Origin of the sequence: Azoarcus sp. TTM-91, assembly GCF_012911025.1 — a bacterium.
In the GTDB taxonomy this organism is placed as follows: Bacteria; Pseudomonadota; Gammaproteobacteria; order Burkholderiales; family Rhodocyclaceae; genus Azoarcus.
In genome coordinates, this window is the sequence record NZ_WUEI01000032.1 from 1 (window position 1) to 17,014 (window position 17,014).

The 17,014-nt window shown below is 65.9% G+C and carries 14 protein-coding genes; 4 read left to right on the forward strand and 10 right to left on the reverse strand.

All coding sequences use genetic code 11. The features are described from left to right. The 10 genes from vgrG to tssB all read right to left on the reverse strand — a co-directional run. Positions 1-570, reverse strand: a 570-nt coding sequence (gene vgrG / locus GRF61_RS11065) for a type VI secretion system tip protein VgrG (protein WP_169150713.1), incomplete at its 3' end; no start/stop codon positions are given. Between the two features lie 24 nt (positions 571-594). Further along, on the reverse strand, positions 595-1,419 hold the full coding sequence (gene icmH, locus GRF61_RS11070; protein WP_169150714.1) for a type IVB secretion system protein IcmH/DotU: 825 nt from the start codon (positions 1,417-1,419) through the stop codon (positions 595-597). Then, the gene (gene tssK, locus GRF61_RS11075; protein WP_169150715.1) at positions 1,416-2,762 is read right to left on the reverse strand and encodes a type VI secretion system baseplate subunit TssK; all 1,347 of its coding nucleotides are present in this window, start codon (positions 2,760-2,762) and stop codon (positions 1,416-1,418) included. The genes icmH and tssK overlap by 4 nt, the downstream gene beginning before the upstream one ends. Beyond that, entirely contained in the window at positions 2,759-3,781 is a 1,023-nt protein-coding gene (tssJ, locus tag GRF61_RS11080) for a type VI secretion system lipoprotein TssJ (protein ID WP_169150716.1), read from the reverse strand. The genes tssK and tssJ overlap by 4 nt, the downstream gene beginning before the upstream one ends. Next, positions 3,781-5,106, reverse strand: a complete 1,326-nt coding sequence (gene tagH / locus GRF61_RS11085; protein ID WP_169150717.1) for a type VI secretion system-associated FHA domain protein TagH — start codon at positions 5,104-5,106, stop codon at positions 3,781-3,783. The genes tssJ and tagH overlap by 1 nt, the downstream gene beginning before the upstream one ends. Next, on the reverse strand, positions 5,103-6,077 hold the full coding sequence (tssG, locus tag GRF61_RS11090; protein ID WP_211165898.1) for a type VI secretion system baseplate subunit TssG: 975 nt from the start codon (positions 6,075-6,077) through the stop codon (positions 5,103-5,105). The genes tagH and tssG overlap by 4 nt, the downstream gene beginning before the upstream one ends. Positions 6,078-6,085: 8 nt before the next feature. Further along, positions 6,086-7,864: a type VI secretion system baseplate subunit TssF gene (gene tssF / locus GRF61_RS11095; protein WP_169150719.1), complete on the reverse strand. Its 1,779-nt coding sequence runs from the start codon at positions 7,862-7,864 to the stop codon at positions 6,086-6,088. 28 nt (positions 7,865-7,892) lie between these two features. Then, positions 7,893-8,321, reverse strand: coding sequence for a type VI secretion system baseplate subunit TssE (gene tssE, locus GRF61_RS11100; RefSeq protein WP_169150720.1), 429 nt, complete (start codon positions 8,319-8,321; stop codon positions 7,893-7,895). A gap of 15 nt (positions 8,322-8,336) precedes the next feature. Continuing rightward, positions 8,337-9,812: a type VI secretion system contractile sheath large subunit gene (gene tssC, locus GRF61_RS11105; protein ID WP_169150721.1), complete on the reverse strand. Its 1,476-nt coding sequence runs from the start codon at positions 9,810-9,812 to the stop codon at positions 8,337-8,339. Between the two features lie 51 nt (positions 9,813-9,863). Next, positions 9,864-10,370 (reverse strand): type VI secretion system contractile sheath small subunit, encoded by a 507-nt coding sequence (gene tssB / locus GRF61_RS11110; RefSeq protein WP_169150722.1) that lies wholly within the window; start codon positions 10,368-10,370, stop codon positions 9,864-9,866. 360 nt (positions 10,371-10,730) lie between these two features. Here tssB and tssH point away from each other — a divergent pair, with 360 nt between their 5' ends. From tssH to tssA, 4 genes are read left to right on the forward strand one after another with little or no spacing between them, the layout of a single operon-like run. After that, positions 10,731-13,292, forward strand: coding sequence for a type VI secretion system ATPase TssH (gene tssH / locus GRF61_RS11115; RefSeq protein ID WP_211165899.1), 2,562 nt, complete (start codon positions 10,731-10,733; stop codon positions 13,290-13,292). Next, entirely contained in the window at positions 13,289-14,854 is a 1,566-nt protein-coding gene (locus GRF61_RS11120; protein ID WP_169150723.1) for a sigma 54-interacting transcriptional regulator, read from the forward strand. Before tssH ends, GRF61_RS11120 begins: the two co-directional genes overlap by 4 nt. Then, a complete protein-coding gene (gene vasI, locus GRF61_RS11125; protein ID WP_169150724.1) occupies positions 14,851-15,561 on the forward strand; it encodes a type VI secretion system-associated protein VasI in 711 nt (236 codons plus the stop codon). The genes GRF61_RS11120 and vasI overlap by 4 nt, the downstream gene beginning before the upstream one ends. Next, positions 15,558-17,006: a type VI secretion system protein TssA gene (gene tssA, locus GRF61_RS11130; RefSeq protein WP_211165900.1), complete on the forward strand. Its 1,449-nt coding sequence runs from the start codon at positions 15,558-15,560 to the stop codon at positions 17,004-17,006. Before vasI ends, tssA begins: the two co-directional genes overlap by 4 nt. Positions 17,007-17,014: the final 8 nt, after the last annotated feature.

Here is a 17,014-nt window from a genome sequence, read left to right on the forward strand (position 1 = left end):
CTCGATCCCGCCCTGGCCCTGGAGGCTGTCGCCGTGCAGGAGGGTGCAGCCGTCGGCGTGGTGGTCGAAGCGGTGGAAGAGGCCTTCTTCGGCGGCCAGGCGCAGGAGGAAGTCGAGGTCGCTGTCGCCGGCCTGGACGCAGTACTCGCGGGGGCGGTGGGGCTCGGTGAGTTGCTGGGCGTAGGCGGTGATGCCGTGTTCGGCCATGAGGCGTTGGAGGATTGCGGGTACGTTCTGGTGCTGGAAGATGCGCCAGTTGGCGCAGAGGGAAAGGCGGGCGAGGCGGGGTTCGACCAGGGCGCGGTAGCGGGTGCGGCGAAAGCCGGTGTCGCCCTGTTCGAAGGTGGAGACCTGGCCCCAGAGGTGGCGCAGGGGGGAGTGGGCGTGCCAGAGGGTGAAGTGGGCGGGGGCGTCGAGGACGGTGGCGAAGTCGATGGCGGGGTCGGGGCTGGCGAGGTCGAGTTCGAGGCGGTAGCCCTCGGAGAGGCCTTCGTCGAGGGTGAATTCGATGACCTCGAAGGCGGTGTCGCCGATGCTGAAGGTGAAGCGCAGGGCGGATTGCTGGGGCATGGGGCTTCCCGTCAGTTGCAGGGTTCAGTGCTTGAGGATGCGGTCCAGGGAATGCAGAACGAGTTCGGTGGTGTCGTTCAGCCTGAGAGCGAAGAGGGCATAGATGCATGCCAGCGCCGCAAGCGCGATGACCCAGGGCATCCACACCGGCCACTGCCGGCTGAGGCGATAGCGTTGGGAGGCAATGTTTGCCCGCGCGTCGGTCAGCTGTTCGGGGGCCTCCCCGCGAAGAGGGCGCAGCACCCGATGCAGTTTCACGATGAGGGTATTGAGCGATTCGGCCTGGTTGTGCTGTATGCCGTACTTGCCTTTGAAGCCCAGGCATAGGCACAGGTACTTGAACTCCAGCACATCGCGGTAGCGCTCGGGTTCCATCTGCATGCGCGACAGCACGGTGAAGAATTTCTCGCCCCCCCAGGTCTCGTTGTGGAAAACGCTGAGCAGCGAGCGCTCCGCCCATGGCGAGTTGGAGCCCCAGGGCGTGCTCATTACCGCGTCGTCGACGAAGCTGCACAGGGCGTAGCGGTAGGCCATCTGGGTGACCCTGTCGTAGCCGTGGAGGAGAATCTCATCGTCGATTGCCTTGATCTGGTCGCGTACGGTGACGTGGAGCTCATTGACGTGGTTGTATGACTCCAGCCTGCGCAGGCGGATGACCAGGCCGAACAAGGGCATGGCGGCGTCTACCAGCGGGTTGATGCTGTGCCCGCGCAGCTGGAAGGCCAGGTCTGCGTCCTGGTCCAGGTGGGCGACGGTGTCGAAGGCGATGTCGTCCTTGCGGGCGATGGCCGGGGAGGGCGGCGCGCGATGGAAGTCGCTCTCGCGGTTGATGTCGACGGTCGTGCTCATTGCGTCCTCTCTCTAATGGCCCAGAGGTTCATGTTCAGCCCGGGATAGTCACCGGTGATGTGGAAGCCGATGCCAGCGGTGTTGTGCATCATCTGCTGCCAGGCGGGATGGTTCCTGTCGAGCTGGAAGTAGGTGTACCCGGCATGGAAGGGCAATTGGCGCGGCGCCACCGGCAGCGGCGCCAGCGGGATGCCGGGCAGCTGGCGGCTGACGAGTTCGCTCAGACGTTCCATGGAAGCGACCTTGACCTGTTGCAGGAACAGCTGGCGCAGCCGCTCCACCGGGAGCTGCGCGGTGACGGCAAGAATGAAGTCCGCATGGTCCAGCAGCGTTGTGTCGGCTACCTGAGCGGTGTGGATTCCGTACTGCTGTTTGACGAGAGGGAGGGATACCGCCCGCGGCTGAAGGACGCTGCTGAGATAGCGGCGCAGTGTGGCCTCGAGCGGCTGAAAACTGTTGGCCAGGTCTTCATGCCGGTAGGCCGGAAGGTCGGGGGCGAGGCGTTCCTGCTCCATGAAGGTGGCCAGCTCGCCGATGGCAGCGAGGAAGGCACAATAGAGCTGGCCCGGATGGGTGGTCGGCTGGCGGGAGAGGTGCAGGAATTCGGCGTACAGGCGGTTGAAGGCCTGGAGCAGCTGGAAATCCGTGACATCGGCAACCCCCGCCTGCCCCGGGCTGCCAATGCGCTGGGCAAGTGTGCGGGCCCGCTCGCGCATGAGCGAGCTGACTTCTCCCAGGAAGCGGCCTAGCGGGGGAATCGCCTGCAGGGAGAGTGCGGTCGGGTAAAAGCGCTCATCCAGCAGCAGGCTGCCGTCGGCACGGCGACCGCAGATGCGGGCGAAGGGAAGGCAGGCGTAGGCGCTGCGGTCCTCCCGCTCCAGGGCCAGCTGCAGGTTGGGGACAGCCAGGTCGATGGACCGGTAGTCGCCGGCCTGGCTGTGGGTGTCCAGCAGCTCTTCCGCCCGCATGACGTAGCGGTGATGGGCATAGGTTTCCGGCCAGCGGACTTCCATGACGCCGTCGGAGCGGTGGGGCAGCGTCAGGTAGACAAGCTGGTTGTCGGCGGCGCTGTCGCCTATCACGAGCGGTTCCGGTGGCGGCTGGTCGTTGGGGATGTTGAAAACGGTGCCGTCCGGCATTACCCCTCTGGCGTGCGTAATGGCGATCTTTCCGAATGCGAGGTATTCCTGGTTCACCTGCAGGTCGGTGAACCCGTAGGGATAGGAAGCCATGCCGTCGGCACGGCTGCTGAGCTGGTGTTCCAGCACGCGCACGAGCTGCTGGAAGTGCTGCGGCTCGAAGAAGGTTCCCTCGCTGAGAATGATCTGGTTCTTGCTGCTCATGGTTTCCTGCTCGATTGCGGTGGCGGGGCGGGCGGATGACGTTCATCGGTGAGGGCAAGGTGCCTGCCCTGGAAGGAGATCAGCAAGGCGTACCGTTCCCCGCGGGGAGGGACCCGCAGCACTTGCTTCCAGGTGGAGGCATTCGGATCACGGAAATTGGCGACGACCGCGATGTAATTGGCGTCGGCGTCGATCGGCCGGAAATTGATGTACTTGAACTGCCCGGGAAGCAGCACATAGTCATCCATGCTGAGATAGGTGCTGCCCAGGGCTTTCTTGGTTTCTAGCCACAACTGCTCGGCGCTGGCGTTGAGCAGCAGGGAGTCGTCCTTGAGCTGCAGTACCTTGAAGGCGATGGGGGTCGCGAGCTCGCTGCCCGAGGGGCTCGCCGAAGACGCCGTCGAGGGGATGTCCGGCAGGTGCGAGCCCGGTTGATATTGGCCGGGTGCGAGCGCTTGATTGGCTTGCTGGCTTGGCGGTGTCGGGGGGGCGGCGGTGGTCCCGCCCTCCACTGCTTTCCGGAAGATTTTGTCATATGCCGTGGCTGTATTGGCTGGTAAGGACATCAAGAGGCCCGCCGGATACGCACTGGCGGGGCGAGGCGCGACGGGCGGGACCGGAGCTTCTGCCTGCTGCTTCCCTGAGGAGATCGAGGGTGGCGTGGCGCTGGGGCTCTCCTGGAGATGGGCCAGCAGGATGCGCAGGCTCTCGACCAGTTCTGCTTGGCTCGCCCCGTTCAGGCGGATGGCGTAGGGGCTGTCATTTCCTTCGTCCGGCGGTACCGTCGGAGGCTGGTCGGTATCCGGCGCTGCCGGGTCGGCTATCGCGCTCTCAGGGTTGGGATTGACATCCCGGTCTGCATAGAGGCTGAGTGCGATCTGGGTTGGCTGATCCGCGTTCGGGCCAACCTGGATGGAGGGATCCATCAGGACCTGAGCGGTTTTCTTGAGCGCGTCGCTCACCGTGCCGCAGGCGGCGACCTGAAAGGTGGCCAGCAGGATGGTGAGCGTCCGCCTCATTACGCTTCCGCGCGCATGGCGCGGTCGAAATGCTGTTCGAACACTTCCCAGAACAGTTTGGAGAAGCCGCGCTGGCGATTGGAGCTGAGTTCCCTGTAGTAATGGGTGTACATCTCCCAGGCCCAGTCGTCGGGCTGCCCAGGAGCGGCCGAGGTGGGCTGGTAGCGATGGAAGCGTTGCAGCAACTGCTCTGGGGCGAAAGCCTGCAGCAGGGCAGTCAAGCCGGCTTCGATGCCTTGCTGGATGGCGTATTGGTGCCGGCCCAGTTCATCCAGGCTCTCCTCCACCGCGGCCCTGGGGGAAAGGTGAACCTGGCTGCGCTGGTTGGAAAACAGGGCGCGGAGGGTGTCGTCGCAGCTCTGCTCCAGGTGCAGCGGGTTGTCTTCTATCGGTTGCAGTGTACGGCTCTGCAGGTGGAGCTTGCCGTCACCATGGGTACCGCTGCGCAGGGTGAGCAGCCCCTGCACGAAGGCCCGGATGGCCTGGCCGGAGTCGAACATCAGGCGGGTGCTGTCCACGTCGCTGGCGGAGAGGCCCAGGCCGTCGAGGAGCGGGCGTAGCAGAGTATGAGCCTCTGCCACCCCGTCCGAGGAGAGGAGGGCAGGGGTGCTGGAGAAGTCATATCGCGGCATTCGGTCGTCTCCGAAGGTTGGGGAAGGGGCTGACTCCAAAACGGCCTCGAGGGCGGGAGGCACCTGCTCCGCGCGTGGGATGCCTTTGGAAGCCGATGACTCGGAGGCGGAGGCTCGCATGGCGCGGGCCTGGTCCAGCGCGAGCAGGGGGTCAAGCACGGCCTGCCCCGATGTCTGCATGAGTGTTGCCAGCAGATCGTGCGAATCGCCGGAAGGGGAGGAACGGGACGAATGCCGGCCTTCCGGCAAGAGCACCGGGCCGTCCCGCTCTGAGGCGTCGCCGTGTTCGGCGTAGAGCAATTCCTCGATGCTGTGTTCGGCGAGGTGACGGTCGGGATCGGGCAGATCGCGGTGCGCCTGTTCCAGGTGCACCGCGATGCGGAAGGGGCCGACCTGGATGTGATCGCCTTGTGTGAGGCGGACACTGACGTCTCTGCCGAGTGGTGCCGGGTTGTCGTTGATGCGGGTATCGCCGCTGCGGTCGACCAGGCAGAAGGCACCATCGTCCCAGATGACCTGGCAGTGCGATGGGCTGATGCTCCGCCGGCCGTCGTCCAGCAGCCAGTCCGCACGCTGCGAGCCGATGAAGCCGCCATGCCGGTCAAAGTGATGCCTGGGCAGACTGCCCAGGCGCAGGGCCTGGGGGTTGGTGACGATCAAGGCCACCCGGGAATAGCTGTCGAGGTTACTCATTGGCGAACCTTCACGCGAACTGTCGGCGGCCGTTGTCCCTCTGCCGGCCGCAGGAAACTTGTCCAGCCCAGATGGCTGCCGGCACTGCGGGCAATGTTGAAGGACGGGACCTCATCCACGCGCAGGCCCAGTTCGATGTCGTAGGCATGAGGGTCGCGCAGCAGGAAGTCGATGAGTTTCCGCAGGCGGGGGAATTCGACCCCGCTGGGGAGAAAATCGCGAAAGCGCTGCCGGCTCAGGGCGGGGATGCAGATGGTGAACTTGCTGTGGCGGCTCCTGACCCGCCTCCCCAGGACGAAATCCCGTGCCAGCGTGCAGTTCCTTCGTCCCAGCTTGTTGCGCTGGTCTTCCGGCACCGCGGTGTGGCGTAGCTCGAACTGGCGGATGTGAACGGTTCGCAGGTCGAAGCAGTGGGCAATGATGCCGGCCACCATGCCGGGGGAGCGGCTGCGGCTTGCCACCATGCCGGCAAAACTCAGGAGACGGCTCCAGGCGATGGGGGTTTCGCCACGCAGGCGAGCGTCGCCCAGCCCGATCAGCGCGAACACACAGCGTGAGAAATGGTCGTCCGCGCCTTGGCGAAAGCGCATGTAGTAGCGGTACTTGCGCCAAGCCTGGTGCAACTGGATCAGCAGCCGGTGGTGGAAGACATCCAGGAAAGCCGGGCGTATGCCGACGCCCTGGCCGGCTTCGTAGGCCAGGCGGTCGAGGTAGTAGCCGGGCAGGGGGGAGTCGGGGCCATGCAGGCCGAGGAAGGTTGCCTGCACGAGGTAGTCGCTGGTCGATGCTGCCGGCAGGCGGGTGGCCCGGGAGACGTCTGCGGCGGGAAAGCCCAGCCCGGCATATGCGGACAGCCGTACGCGCTGGCGCCCGGGGCGCAGGCGGTCCCGGGCTTCGAGGTCGTCGCCGTGCAGGCGATGCAAGCGCTCCAGCAGGCTGAAGAAGTTGCTGCTGCGGGCTTCGGCCAGCACGGTGTCGGCTAGATCAGGGGTTGTTTGCCGATCTGCATGGGCCATGAGTAGTGCTCGTGGTTGCTGGTGTTGACTGCTTCCAGCATGTGAAAGGAATTGATGCTGGCGTAGAGCGAGAAGAACTGGCTCAGCACCGTGCAGAAGAGATAGAGGTCGCCCTCACAGAGGAAGCCGGCGCCATCCACACGGAGACTCGTCCGCATGCCACGGACGGGCAGACCGCGGACCAGCCTGTCTGCGGGGGAGGTGCTGGCATCCTGGATGGCTGCCACCCGCTTGTGGCTGGCCCTGGCCTGGCGGATGTCGTGCAGGGCGGCGAAGTCGTAGGCACGGATGACGGCGCGCAGGGGCTCGACGGAGAGCAGCGAGAGATAGTTGAGCGAGAGGTTGGAGATCAAGCTCCAGTGCAGCTCGCCGTCGAGTACCGGCCGGTAGGACGGCGTGGGCGCGGTGATGTTGCGGAAGCGGACGAAATTGGGCGTTTCCATTGCACCCAGCGTGCCAAGGCAGATGTCGCCCGGGCCCAGCGACAGCGGCAGATCCCGGTTGGTGCAGGTGAGTGACAGGGAAACGGTTTCGCTCTCGCCGATGTACTCGGTCTCGTCGGCGCGAACGAAGGCGATGCGGTGCTGGATGCCGCTGCTGCCATGGGTGTTCTCCAGGCGGGTGCGGTAGTAGAGCGCCGTGCGGCCCTGGCTGTGCTCGATCTCGTGCTGCAGGGACTCGAAAGGGTGGTAGGTGCGCAGCCAGCGCCCGGGCTTGCCATGGGCGCCGTTCTGCCAGCCGCTGACCTCGTCGATGCTGAAGACCTCGTAGGCATCTGGACGCAGGCCGGCAGGGCTCAGCCTGTGGTCCGCCGAGCGTCCATCGAGGAGGATGGGCTCGGCCGCGTGGTCGAACAGATTCGCCGCCGGCGCGCAGTACAGCGACAGATCGCCGTTGTGCAGTCGGGTGCCCGCCGGCATGGGGCGGCTGAAGTGGAACTCCAGCCGGACCCGCTGGCATTTGTGGCGGGGCCACAGGGGGCGGAGTTGATTGAGGGCGAAGAAATGGAAACGCTGGGGAAAAACGAAGTACTCCTGCAGGATCCGGTAGCCGTCGAAGACGTTCCGCGGATAGGGCAGCAAGGCTTCCTCCGGACTGAAACCGGGAAACTCAAGGACGTCCGGGCGCAGGTGTCGGGCGGTGCCATCGATGTCGACCCGGATCTGCTCCAGGTAGCGCGCCAACCAGAGATAGAGGTTGCGGGCGGTGGTGTCGTCGCCGCTCAGATGGAACTCGAGCCGGTCGCAATCCATGTCGCTGAGGACGAAATCCAGGCTTGTCGGCTCGAGCTCGACGCGCAGGATGGATTTTTCCTGGGAATGGGCGTCGCTGACCGCGGCGATGCGCAGCGGGAAGACTTCCACCTCCTTGCAGGTACGGAACTGGCACTGCACGCCCTCGACCGCCCGCGACAGCAGCGGCGTGCCCTTGTGTATCCGCTTGCGGGTGGTGACTTCGTTCTCCATCGGTTCGAAGCGCACCATGGTCATGCTGGGCAGCGGGCGGAGGTAGTTGGGCCAGAGCAACTGCAGCAGGGAATGAGTGAGTTCGGGGAAGTCATCCTCGATCTTCAGGCTCATCTTGGCCGTCAGGAAGGCGACTCCTTCCAGCAGGCGCTGGACGTCGGGGTCGTTGGCCTCTTCTCCCAGGAAGTGGGCCAGTTGCGGGTTCTCGTGCGCGAACTCCCGGCCTATCCGGCGCAGGAACTCCATCTCTTCACGGAATTTCGTTCTAAGCGGCATCTGAGTGGTCCTGGTCCTGGTCCGGGTCTCAGGGGACCTTTGCGAACTGGTCCGGACAATGGATGAGGAGGTCGATTTCCACCTGCTCCTTCACCCCGTCCACCGGCATCACGCAATGAACACGGAACTGCAGCAGCGCAGGGCCGTGCTCCTCCGGGCGTGATCGCACTTCCACCTGCTGCACCCGCGGTTCGAAGCGGGTGATCAGTTGGTGTATGGCCGTGCAGAGAGTCAGGCGCAGATCCTCGCTGCCGATGGCGGCATCGTTGAAATCCGGCAAACCCAGCTCGGGGCAGCTGGGAGCGCTGCCCCGGCGGGTGTTGAGGATCCATTCCAGATGGCGCTTGACCGCCTGGACGCGCTCTGCAGCAAGGTCATGCGGCGAGCGTGCGCGATACGGAGGCAGCTCCGGGGTCAGCCGCTCGAACAGGCTGCCCCGGCCGGGAACACGTGGCATGACGGCCTCCGGGGCTTACTCCTTGTCCAGCCGCCCGACGAGCGACAGTTCGAAGCTGGCGCCCATGTACTTGAAGTGGGGCCGCACCGACATGGAGACCTGATACCAGCCCGGATTGCCAGCCACATCCCGCACGATAACCCGGGCCGCCCGCAGCGGACGCCGGCTGCGCACATCGGCGGAGGGGTTTTCCTGGTCGGCGATGTACTGGCGCAGCCAGTTGTTGAGCTCCCGCTCCAGGTCCTGCCGTTCTTTCCAGCTGCCGATCTGCTCCCGCTGCAGCACTTTGATGTAGTGCGCCAGGCGGTTGATGATGAACATGTAAGGGAGCTGGGTGCCGAGCAGATAGTTGGTCTGCGCCGCTTCGCCCTCGGGGGTCTTGGCGAAGAGCTTGGGCTTCTGTACCGAGTTGGCGGAAAAGAAGGCGGCGTTGTCGCTGTCCTTGCGCATGGTCAGCGGGATGAAGCCTTCGCCGGAAAGCTCGAACTCGCGGCGGTCGGATACCAGGACCTCGGTGGGTATCTTGGCCTGCAACTGTCCCAGGGACTCGTAGAGATGAACCGGAAGGTCGTGCACCGTGCCGCCGGACTGCGGACCGATGATGTTGGGGCACCAGCGGTACTTGGCGAAGCTGTCGTTGATGCGGCCTGCCAGCAGGAAAGCGGAGTTGCCCCACAGATAGTGGGCGTGCCTGCCGTCGATGTTTTCCTTGTAGTTGAAGCGGCGCACCGGATTCTCCAGCGGGTCGTAAGGCTGGCGGAGCAGAAAGCGCGGCATCGTCAGGCCGAGGTAACGCGCGTCTTCCGATTCGCGGAGCCCCCGCCATTTGGCGAAACGGGGGCCCTCGAAGATGTCCTTGATCTCCTTGAGGTTGGGCAGATCCTGGAAGGAGTCGATGTTGAGCATCTCCGGGCCGGCAGCGGCCAGGAAAGGGGCGTGGGCCATGGCGCCGACCGCGGCGACATAGCCGAGCAGCTTGATGTCGGGGGCCGTGGGGCCGAAGGTGTAGTTGCTCACGGTGCAAGCGATCGGTTTGCCGCCGAACTGGCCGTAGCCCGAGGTGTAGATGTGCTTGTACAAGCCGCTGCGGGTGATGTCGCCCGCGCTCTCGAAATCCTCCAGCATTTCGGCCTTGGTGACGTGGAGCAGCTCGATTTCGATGTTCTCGCGGAAGTCGGTGTTGTCCACCAGGTGCTTCAGCCCGCGCCAGGCAGATTCCAGTTCCTGAAACTGCGGCTGATGGAGGATGGCATCCATCTGCCTGCCGAGTTTCTGGTCGATCTCGGCGATCATGCTGTCGACCAGCAGCTTGTTGATGGGGCGCTCGCGGTCGTTGCTCTTGAGCATCTCGGCGATGAAGGTGGCCACGCCGCGCTCGGCGACGGCATAACCCTCCTGATCGGGCGCCAGACGGGTCTGCGCCATGATGTTGGCAAGGAGGCTGCCGGGTTGCGACGCCAGGGCCGGCGCCTCTGCAATTTGCTCGTTCATGCTGTGCGGTTCCTTAGAGACCAAGGGCATCGATGAGTGGGAGGGGCGCTGTCACTGATCCCGGGCGGGGCTGAAGAGCGCGTCCAGCTCTTCGCTCAGCTTGCCGCGGGCGGCTTCGTCCTCCAGCAGGGTTTCGATCTTCTTCCGGAAGGCAGGGATGTTTCCCATCGGGCCCTTCAGCGCTACCAGGGCCTCCCGCAGCGCGAGCAAGGTATTGAGCTCGGGGACTTGCTGGGCGATGGCGTCGGGGCTGAAGTCCTTCATGCCCGCGAACGACAGCTTGACGTTAAGCGTGTCGTCTTCCTTGCCCTCAAGCATCGAAGGCACGTCCATGTTCAGCGTGAGTCCGGCCTTCTCCATGACGCTGTTGAAATTGTCCTTGTCGATCCGCACCGCGGTGCGCTCCTCCAGCGGCGTGGCCTCTTCGTACCCCTTGAAGTCGCCCGTCACCAGCATCTTCAGAGGAAGTTCGACCTCCTCCTGTTGTCCGCCCGTGGCCGGGACGTACTTGATGTTGATGCGCTCCTTCGGTGCGACGGATCCATCTTTCTGCGCCATTGCGCACTCCTTGCCGACAAATTGTTGAAAAGCGACCAGGCGGGCGGGAAAGGCTCGAGGCCGGTCTCGCTGCCTGCATGTCCAGAGATGTCCTGCTCCTGAGCACAACTCGATGCTGGAAGCGCGGAGGCGTGGCCCTGGAGCGAGTAGCACTTAGGTTGCCCCTGGTGTCTGCGCCTCCTGCGGCGTTGCTGGCATAGCGCAGGGGAGCCGGGGTAGTGGGGCTGAACTTCAGTTTATGTGATGAAGTGATTATTGGAAATGCATTTGTATTATGATTATTGAATTGATTGAAAATGACGTAGAGATTGATCCGTGATCCGGCCCCAGAGGCGGATGGCGAAGAGAGGGAGGTGTGCCGTGCTAGTCGTCGATCTTCCTGCGCTCCTGGAGCGCCTCAATCCTTTCTGCCGACAGGCATTGGAGAGCGCAGGGGCCTTGTGCATGAGCCAGCACGGTGACGAGGTGACGGTCGCGCATCTATTGGCCGCTTTGCTTGAGCAGCCCCAGTGCGATGTCTGCATGGTGCTGGCCAGTGCCGGCCTGGACGTGGAGGAGGTCAGGCAGGCGTTGGCCACAGCCTGGTCCGGCGCGGGAACTGTTCGGGGCGCTTATCCGGCGTTTTCGCCCTTGCTGGTCGAGCTCGTCCAGGAGGCCTGGCTGTTGGGTTCGGTCGAGTTCGGGCTGGGGAGCATGCGCAGCGGTGCCTTGCTGCTCGCCATGCTGCTCAAGCCGGCCCGCTATCTGCCTCTGCCCGCCATCCAACTGCTGGACGCAATCAACAGGGAGACGCTGCGCAGGCAATTCTCGGCCTTCCTTTCGGCGTCGGCGGAGGCGCTGCCTGCGGCAGGCACGTCGGAAGGTCGGCCAGCCAGGCAAGAGGGCGAGAGCGCGCTGGGGAAGTACGGCCACGATTTCACCGCCCAGGCCCGGGGCGGGCGGATTGATCCGGTGCTTTGCCGCGACCGCGAGATCGACCTGATGATCGATATCTTGTCGCGCCGACGGAAGAACAACCCCATCGTCGTGGGGGATGCAGGGGTGGGCAAGAGCGCCGTGGTGGAGGGGTTGGCGCTGCGCGTGATACAGGGCCGGGTGCCGCTGGCGCTGCGTGGCATCCAGCTGTGGGGGCTGGATCTCGGCGCCCTGCAGGCGGGCGCTTCGGTGAAGGGAGAATTCGAGAAACGGTTGAGGGCGGTGATCGACGAAGTGAAAGCCTCGCCCGAACCGATCATCCTCTTCATCGACGAAGCGCACACCTTGATCGGCGCCGGCAATGCGGCTGGCGGCAGCGATGCGGCCAATCTGCTCAAACCGGCCCTGGCGCGCGGGGAGTTGAGGACGATCGCGGCGACCACCTGGTCCGAATACAAGAAGTACTTCGAGAAGGACCCGGCGCTGACCCGCCGTTTCCAGCTGGTCAAACTGGACGAGCCCACGCCGGAGCAGACGGTACATATTCTCCGCGGCCTGCGTCCGGTGTACGAACGGGAGCACCAGGTCTACATCGGTGAGGATGCGCTCCAGGCGGCGGCCAGCCTGGCTGCCCGCTACCTCTCCGGCCGCCAGTTGCCCGACAAGGCCATCGATGTCCTGGATACCGCCTGTGCCCGGGTGGCGACTGCATTGGCGGAGCCGCCGCGTCAGCTGGCGGCGCTGGAAAACCGGTTGCGCGAGATCGAGGCTGAAGCGGCGCATCTGGCGCGGGACGAAAGTGCCGGACGCAAGGTGAGGCTGGGCCGCCTGGACACGCTGGCGACCGACAAGCTACAGCTGCAGGACGAGATCGTCGGCGTAGAGGAGGCCTGGCGGCACCAGCGCGCACTGGTGGATGAGATCCTCGCCTTGAGAGCGGAGGAAGCCCGGCAGGGACCGGCCATCGCGGCCAGGGTCGCCGAGTTGGAGGCCCTGCAGCGAGAGGGCGCGCTGCTGCATGCGGACGTGGGGGCCGAGCAGATCGCCCAGGTCATTGCTGACTGGACCGGGATACCGGCGGCCACGATCGGCAGCGATCAGATGACCCGGCTGGAGCGGCTTCCGGCCACGCTGCGCGAGCGCGTCAAGGGCCAGGACGCCGCCCTGGAGCAGTTGCACCGGCACCTGCTGACGGCCATGGCGGATCTGCGCCGGCCGGATGTGCCGCTGGGCGCCTTCCTGCTGGTGGGCCCGAGCGGCGTCGGCAAGACGGAGACCGCGCTGGCCGTCGCGGAGGCGCTGTTCGGCGGGGAACGCTTCCTCACCACCATCAACATGTCCGAGTACCAGGAGCGGCATACCGTTTCGCGCCTGCAGGGGGCGCCGCCGGGCTATGTCGGTTACGGCGAGGGCGGGGTGCTGACCGAGGCGATCCGCAGGCAACCCTATTCGGTTGTGCTGCTGGATGAGGTGGAGAAGGCTCATCCGGAAGTGCTCAACCTGTTCTACCAAGTCTTCGACAAGGGCATGTTGACCGATGGGGAAGGGCGGTGCATCGACTGCAGGAACATCCTCTTCTTCCTCACCAGCAATCTCGGTTTCGAGCGTGCGGCCGAGGGGCTTCCGGACATCGACCTGCCGTCGCTGCGGGAACGCCTGATGCAGTTCTTCAAGCCCGCCCTGCTGGCACGCATGCAATTGGTGCCCTATCGGTATCTGGGCGAAGAGGTACTGGCGGAGATCGTCGACAGCCGCTTGCAGCGACTGCAAAGACAGTTCGTCCAGCGCTACGAGGCGGAACTCGACATCGGCGATTGCGTGCGCGACGAACTGCGCGCTCGCTGCTCCCGGCATCTCCATGGCGCCCGCATGCTGGACGCGAGTCTGGACGGGGAACTGATGCCGCCGCTCTCGCTGGCCGTGCTCCAATCGCTGGCCGCGGGCAGGGCGTTCAGCCTGGCGCGCCTGAACTGGGAGGGCGGCTGTTTCGCCGCGACGCTCGAATGAAACCGGCGTCCGACGGCGAGGCGCTGGCCGTGGCCACTCTGATCCGCGACATGAGCGCGGCGAACACGGCGGTGGAACTCGCAGGCGTGTTCGTCCGCGGCGCCATGGCCGCCCACCGCTTGAGCGCGGGAGCTTGCTACTGGCGGGACGCGTCGGCCGGTGCCTTGCTGCCGCTTGCCGGCGGCCACGCGCCTGCCGACGTGCTCCCCACGCTGGCCATGGACGAGCTGGACAACCCCTTGGTCTACAGCCTGACCGCGGCTCAATCCCGCCGAGTGGAACGCATCGACACATTGGTGGATGTGGGAGAAGGGTTCGAGCGCCTGCGGGAGAAGTTGCCGCAGCAAGACGCACTCCAGGTGACACCCTTGTTCGATTCCAGCATGCGCGCGGCTGGCGTGCTGATGGTGATGGGCGAGCCGGACGCAGTGCAGGGCTGGCAGGTCTCTCCGTCCTGGCAGCTTCTGCTCCAGGCCTACGGGCGGCTGCTGGCGCGCCTGCAGGAGCGCCCGCGTCCGGCGAAGGCAGAGCCGTCCAGGCCGGGGCAACGGGAAAGGGCTGGCGCAGGCCGCCTGCTGGCGGCCGAGTTCATCGGCGGTGGCCCGGCGGCGAAGAGCGTGCGCAACGAACTGCTGCGCCTGGCGGATTCGTCCCTGTCGCTGCTGCTCACTGGCGAGACCGGCGTGGGGAAGGACCACGCAGCCTGGCTGATCCACCAGGCGTCTTCCCGCCAGGGACGGTTCGTACCGGTGAACTGCGCCGCGATCCCCAAGGACCTGATCGAGTCGGAGCTGTTCGGTGTCGTGCGCGGAGCCTACACCGGGGCGGCGCAGGCACGCGAAGGGCTGGTGGCGGCGGCGCACGGCGGCACGCTGTTCCTGGATGAGATCGGCGACATGCCCCTGGACCTGCAGGGCAGCCTGCTGCGCCTGCTCAACGAGAAGAAGTTCCGCCCCCTGGGCGCCAGTCGGGAGCAAGGCTCGGACTTCCGCCTGATCTGTGCCACCCATCGTCCGCTGCCGGAACTGGTTGGAGACGGGCGTTTCCGCGAAGACCTCTATTTCCGCATCCGCCAGCAGGTGCTGCACCTGCCGCCGCTGCGCGAACGCAGGGAAGACATTCCGGCGCTGGCGGCGCACATCCTCTTGCAGTTCAACCGCGAGCACCAACGCAATGTCATGGGCCTGTCGGAGCGGGCCCTGGCGTTGCTGCAGGCTCACCGCTTTCCCGGCAACGTGAGGGAGCTGCGCAGCCTGGTACTGGTGGCCGCGGAGAGGGCCGCGCCGGGAGGCTGGATCGGCGCCCACGCGCTCGCCGAACTGCAAACCGCGGCTGGCGAGAGGGCTTCGCCCGGAGACGAGCTGGAACTGTTGAGGACGCTCTGGGGCACGAACAACCTGCCCGAAGCCATGACCTTGTTCGAGCGCCACCTGTTGAGCGACCGGCTGCGCCGCGCGCAAGGCTCCCGTCGCCTGGCCGCCGAGAGCCTCGGCATCCCCAAGCGGACGCTCGCGCACAAATGCCAGAACCATCGCCTGGACGTGGAGGGGCGGACGCCATGAAGACATACTCCAGCCGGCTTTTCTGCCCGCTGCTCTGCCTGCTCCTGGCGCCGGCGGCCGGATGCAGTTCGGGTGAGTCGGCGATTGCGGCGGCGCCCCGCGACTGCGTCCACATCGTGTCGGCGGTGGAAAGGCTTGCCTGCTTCGATGCGGAGGCCGGCACGCCGCCCAGCCCGCCCGGTGCGGACAGCAGGGAAGCCGATGGTGCCAGCGTTCCGGCTCCGGTGCGGCAGGAGCCGGACATCGTCAGCCTGGTACGGCGTCTGGAGACGGAGCGTTCCCCCAACGAGGAGGGGTTCCGCCTGCTGCAGGAGGCGGACGCCACGCCGGCGCAGACACGTGTCGTCCTGTCCGCGCCGGCCTTGGGGGCTCCCGCCGGCCAGACCCGCCTGGTGATCAGCTGCCTGTCCAACATCTCGCGCCTGCAGTTGCTTGCCGACAGGCCGATCGCCAGGAGTCGCATGGAGATCCGTCTGTCTCTGGACGGTCACCCGCTGGGTGGCGCGCGCCCCTGGCAGGTGCTGGAGGACGGCAGGCTGGTGGATGCCGGTCGCGGCCTGGTCGCCATCGAACAACTACGCCAACTGGCGCAGCCGGGAAGTGTCTTGCGGGTTGAAAGCGACGCGGCCCAGATGGACGGCCTGCGCTTCGATGCCAGCGGGCTTCAGGGCTTGATTGCCCTGCAACGGGAGGCTTGTCACTGGTGAGGCCGCCTCCGCTGGATCTCGAACTGCTGCTTGCGCCGCTGGATGCCAGGCAGCCCGCGGGCGTCTTCGATGAGGAAGATGAGACCTTCCAGGCCATCGATCATGAGATGGTCAAGCTGGGCGGTCTGCATGAAGCCGCCATGGATTGGGCTTATGTCGAAGAGTCCGCCTGCTCATACCTGGCGCGCCAGTGCAAGCACTTCCGGATCGCCGGGCATCTGATCACCGCCCGCTTGCGCGAGCGCAGCTGGCACGGATGGGCGGATGCCTCCGGCCTGCTTGCCGGCATGGTCGAGCACTATTGGGATTGCGGCCATCCCAAGCCCGGCCCCACCGGCTATCCGCACAAGCGCCGGCTGGTTGGGCTGCTGCTGGAGCGGATGATGGCCGCATTGGGTTCCATTCCTGCCGATGACGCGGCCCGGCCGCAGCAGCAGCGGGCAAGCGCGGCGTTGGACAGGCTGCAGGCCTGCGCCTCGTCAGCCCAGCTCGACGTGCCCTTGCTCACCCGCCTGGAGGCCTCGTTCCAGCGCCGGCTGGAGGAGACATGCCGGGCAGCGGCGGGGCCACCCGGCGCCGCGCCGCGTCCGGCCGCCAGCCCCGCGATCGACGAGGCCTACTTCAAGGAGGAGGCCGCCCTGAAGCTGGGCGATGAGCGGGAGGCAAAGCGCTCCCTGCTGGCGGTGGCCGACTTCATCAACCAGCAGAGCCCCTATGACCCCACTGGCTACCTGCTGCGCCGCTTCGCCCTGTGGGCGCACCTGACCGCGGCGCCGCCCTCCCGGCGCGAGCAGCGCACCGAACTGATGGGCGTGCCGCGCGACGTGGCGGAGGGCTACCAGGAGGCGGTGGCCGGGAACAAGCTCAGCCCGCAACTACTGCAGCGGGTGGAGAAGAGCGTTGCCGGCTCCCCCTACTGGATACGCGGCAGTTTCATTGCGGCTGCGATTGCCCGGCAGCTGGAAATGGCCGAGGTGGCGTCCTCGATCCGGCTGGCGTCGGAGCGCTTCGTCGCCCGCATTCCTGGCTTGTGCACGCTGCAGTTCGCCGACGGCCGGCCCTTCGTCGACGGTGAAACCCTGGCCTGGCTCAGCGGTGCCGACGAGGAGGACGGCAAGGCCGCAGCCTGCCGGCCGGCGTTCGATGAACTGCGCGCCAGCTTGCTCGCCTGCCTGGACAAGGGCGGGGTCGAGGCTCTGCTGCGCCAGCTGGAGACGCTGCAGGGGGAGGCCGGCGACCTGCGCGACCAATGTCACACCATGAGCATCGCCGCGGATCTGCTCGGGGCCAGGGATTTCTCCTGGCTCGCCGGCAAGCTCTATCGCGCCGCTCACGAACTCATGCTCAAGGCCGCGATGCCGGACTGGGAGCCGGCACTGTTCAAACACCTCGCCCGCCATGCGAGCGACGCCGCGGCGTCGGGTACTGCGGGGGCAAGGCTCTAAGCTGGGGA